Origin of the sequence: Streptomyces rhizosphaerihabitans (genome assembly GCF_025399795.1) — a bacterium.
GTDB lineage: Bacteria > Actinomycetota > Actinomycetes > Streptomycetales > Streptomycetaceae > Streptomyces > Streptomyces rhizosphaerihabitans.
Genome location: NZ_JAODTZ010000129.1, coordinates 1 through 3,253 on the forward strand (window position 1 = coordinate 1; position 3,253 = coordinate 3,253).

A 3,253-nucleotide genomic window follows, 5' to 3' on the forward strand; every position below is an offset into this window, starting at 1 on the left:
TTGGAACTCCTTGTTCCCTTTATTGCAGCACTGGAGTGCCGCATTCCTTCTAGAAATTAAACCGGATGGTATGTATCTTCGCTGCCCTGAGGGACGCACCACCCACATTCAAGCCAAGGCGGCTCGGGGGGACCTATGTCTGCGAGTACGTTCCGCATGCACCGCGCGATACCCGGCGCGGCACGCACGGACAGCGAAACAGCACACCCAGGGGCCGGCGTCCTCGTCGTCCAGCCCCTGACCACCACCGTTCCCAAGGAACTCGTCCACCGCGCGAGCGTGGCCGAGGTCATGCTGACCGACTGGGCCCGCAGGGACGACCACCGCTTCACCGTGGCCGCCCAGTGGCCCCGCGGCCACAGCTTCTTCACCGCCGTGGACGGCTGCCACGACCCGCTGATCGCCCTCGAGACGATCCGCCAGACCGGCCTGCTGCTCGCCCACGCCGAGTACGGGGTCCCCATCGGCCACCACTTCCTCGTCAGCGAGATCAGCGTGGCCGTCCGCCCCCCGCACGTGCGCCTCGCCCAGACCCCCGCCTCACTCGAACTCCACGTCGCCTGCCGGGACGTGAAACAACGCGGCACCACCGTCGGCGGCTTCCGCATCGAGGTGGAGATCTACCGCGACGGCCACCTCGCCGCGACCGGAGGCGGCACCCAGACCTGCATCACCCCCCGCATCTACCAGCGACTGCGCACCGCCCGCAGCACCGGCACCGGCACCGGGCAGGTCCTGGCACTGACCGCCCCGGAACCCCCCCAGACCGTGGGCCGCATGTCCCCCATGGACGTGGTCCTCTCCCCCCTCGGCGAACCCGGCCGCTGGCAACTGCGCGTCGACACCCGCCACCCCGCACTCTTCGACCACCAGGTCGACCACGTGCCCGGCATGGTCCTCCTCGAAGCCGCCCGCCAGGCCGCCACCGCAACCCTGGGACACACCTCCCTCCCCCTCACCGTCACCGGCGAGTTCCTCCACTACGTCGAACTCGACACCCCCTGCACCATCCAGGCCCGCACCACCCCCGCCCCCGGCCCGAACGGCACACGAACCGTCCACGTGAGCGCCCGCCAGAACCGGACAACCGTCTTCCGCTGCACCCTCACCATGGCCCCACCCCTCACCTGACCCGCCCACCCCACAACCCCCACCCACCCCCACCCCGGCATCCGCCCCACCCGCGCGGCGCCCCGCAACCTCCGCCCCGCACCCGCGGCGCCCCACGGCATCCGCCTCCCCGCGAAGCCCACAGCGCCCCACAACACCCCGAAAAGACAGACACCCCGGGCCCACACCCCGGCGTCCGGCCCGGCATCCAGATGCCGGGCCGGACGCCGTACCAGACACCCCCCAGCCGAACCGGACCACCCCCGCCACCCCGGACCAGCCACACACGCCGGGCCAGCCCCGCCACACCCCGGGCCAGCCACACACGCCGGGCCAGCGCCGCCGCCCCCGGACCGCCCCGCCACGCCCGGGCCGGTCCCGGCCCCGGGCAGACAGCCGCGCGCCCGGCACGAAACCCACGAAAAGCCCCCGGGCCCCCACACAGAACACGCCCGCCGCACAGCCCTGTCCGCAAGCACGGGTTCTGGTCCCGCAGTACCAGGTCCATTCGGCTCCGACAGCCGTCCGACCGCCGGGCCGACGAGGGGCCGACGAGGGGCCGATGCACAGGCGCAGCCGGCGAGAAGAGGCCGTCAGGGGCCAGAGCGAGCCGTCGCCCGCCGGTTCCAGAGCGGGGCCAGAACCCGTCCGTACCGCGGGCCCGGCTCACGTGCCCACGGACACAGCCCGCCCGCACAACGAAAACACCGCCCGCCCCGCCCCCGCACAGACACCCCACCGGGCCGGCACCCCCGCCCCGCCGCCGGCACCCGGCCCGACGGCGGCTCCGGCCCCGCCCCCCGGCGGACTGCCGGACCAGCGGACCGGGGGCACATGGAGGCCGCACCCGACCAGGACCCCCAGGACGCACCCGGCCACACCAGAACCATGTACGCGCTACGCCCAAAGCCGCGGATCAGCACCAGAACACCCAGCCACACCCGCCACAAGCACAAGCACAAGCACCCCCACACACCGCACAACCCACCCCGCCCCGGCCGGAAAACCGCCCCGAGACCCCCTCACCCGCACAGCACCACCACCGACGAACACCCCGGCCCCACCACCACCCGCCCGAACCCCCGCCACACAACACACCCTCAACCCACCACATCCCGGACCCCCGCCCCCCGCCCCCACCACCCCGCACCCCGGCTTCCCGCACCCCGCCGGACCCCGCCCAGCCCGAAGGGGTACCCACAAACCCAACCAGCTGTAATATACAAACTGGACGGTTTTTTTAGTGGGTCTCCGGGCTCATCGACACCGGAGAGGCCAACATGGTGAAACAGGAACGAGCACTCCGCACCCGCCAGGCAATCCTCTCAGCAGCAGCCAGGATCTTCGAAGAACGCAGCTACCAAGCCGCAACCATCAGCGAAATCCTCGCCGACGCCGGAGTAACCAAAGGAGCCCTCTACTTCCACTTCCCCTCCAAAGAAAGCCTCGCCCAAGGCGTCCTGCACGAACAGAACCTCAAACCCCCCGCCCCCGACCACCCCTGCAAAATCCAACAACTCATCGACACCGTCGTCCTGCACGCCCACCGCCTCCAGACCGACCCCATGGTCCGCGCCGGCGTCCGCCTCTCCCTCGACCAACAAGCCCAAGGACTCGACCGCAGCGGACCCTTCCACGCCTGGAGCCAACTCGGCACCCACCTCCTCCAACAAGCCAAAAACCAAGGCGAACTCCTCCCCCACGTCACCCCCGCCGAAACCGCCGACGTCCTCGTCGGAGCCTTCGCCGGCGTCCAAGCCATGTCCCAAGCCCAAACCAACTACCAAGACCTCCCCACCCGCGTCAGCGCCCTCCTCCGCCACATCCTCCCCAGCATCACCATCCCCACCATCCTCACCACCATCGACCTCACCCCCACCCGAGGCGCCACCATCCACAACCAACTCCACACCACCACCTAAAACGGTGTGAACCGTTCCGGGTTCGGTAGGAACTCGATCGTTTAGAAGTCATCTCATTTGATGAGTCGGCGGTAGCAGATAAGGGTGCAGGCGATGGCGGCGAAGGCGAGGAAGTGTTCGGCTTTGCGTTCGTAGCGGCGGTGGAGTCGGCGGCAGCCGGCAAGCCAGGCCACGGACCGCTCCACGACCCAGCGGTGGCGGCCCAGGCGGGTGGAGGACTC

3 protein-coding genes are annotated in these 3,253 nt (G+C 70.2%); 2 read left to right on the top strand and 1 reads right to left on the bottom strand.

Annotated elements, in window-relative coordinates:
* Window positions 1–135 precede the first annotated feature (135 nt).
* Complete coding sequence (locus N4G66_RS44890; RefSeq protein WP_261710107.1) at window positions 136–1,131, top strand: ScbA/BarX family gamma-butyrolactone biosynthesis protein; 996 nt, start codon at window positions 136–138, stop codon at window positions 1,129–1,131.
* Window positions 1,132–2,390: 1,259 nt separating this feature from the next.
* Window positions 2,391–3,032, top strand: coding sequence for a ScbR family autoregulator-binding transcription factor (locus tag N4G66_RS44895; RefSeq protein ID WP_261710108.1), 642 nt, complete (start codon window positions 2,391–2,393; stop codon window positions 3,030–3,032).
* 53 nt (window positions 3,033–3,085) lie between these two features.
* Here the strand turns inward: N4G66_RS44895 and N4G66_RS44900 are convergent.
* A partial coding sequence (locus N4G66_RS44900; protein WP_261710109.1) for a transposase occupies window positions 3,086–3,253 on the bottom strand: 168 nt, incomplete at its 5' end.

Coding starts and splice junctions, on each gene's coding strand:
- N4G66_RS44895 (WP_261710108.1), top strand. CDS start 2,391: ATGGTGAAACAGGAACGAGCACTCCGCACCCGCCAGGCAATCCTCTCA.
- N4G66_RS44890 (WP_261710107.1), top strand. CDS start 136: ATGTCTGCGAGTACGTTCCGCATGCACCGCGCGATACCCGGCGCGGCA.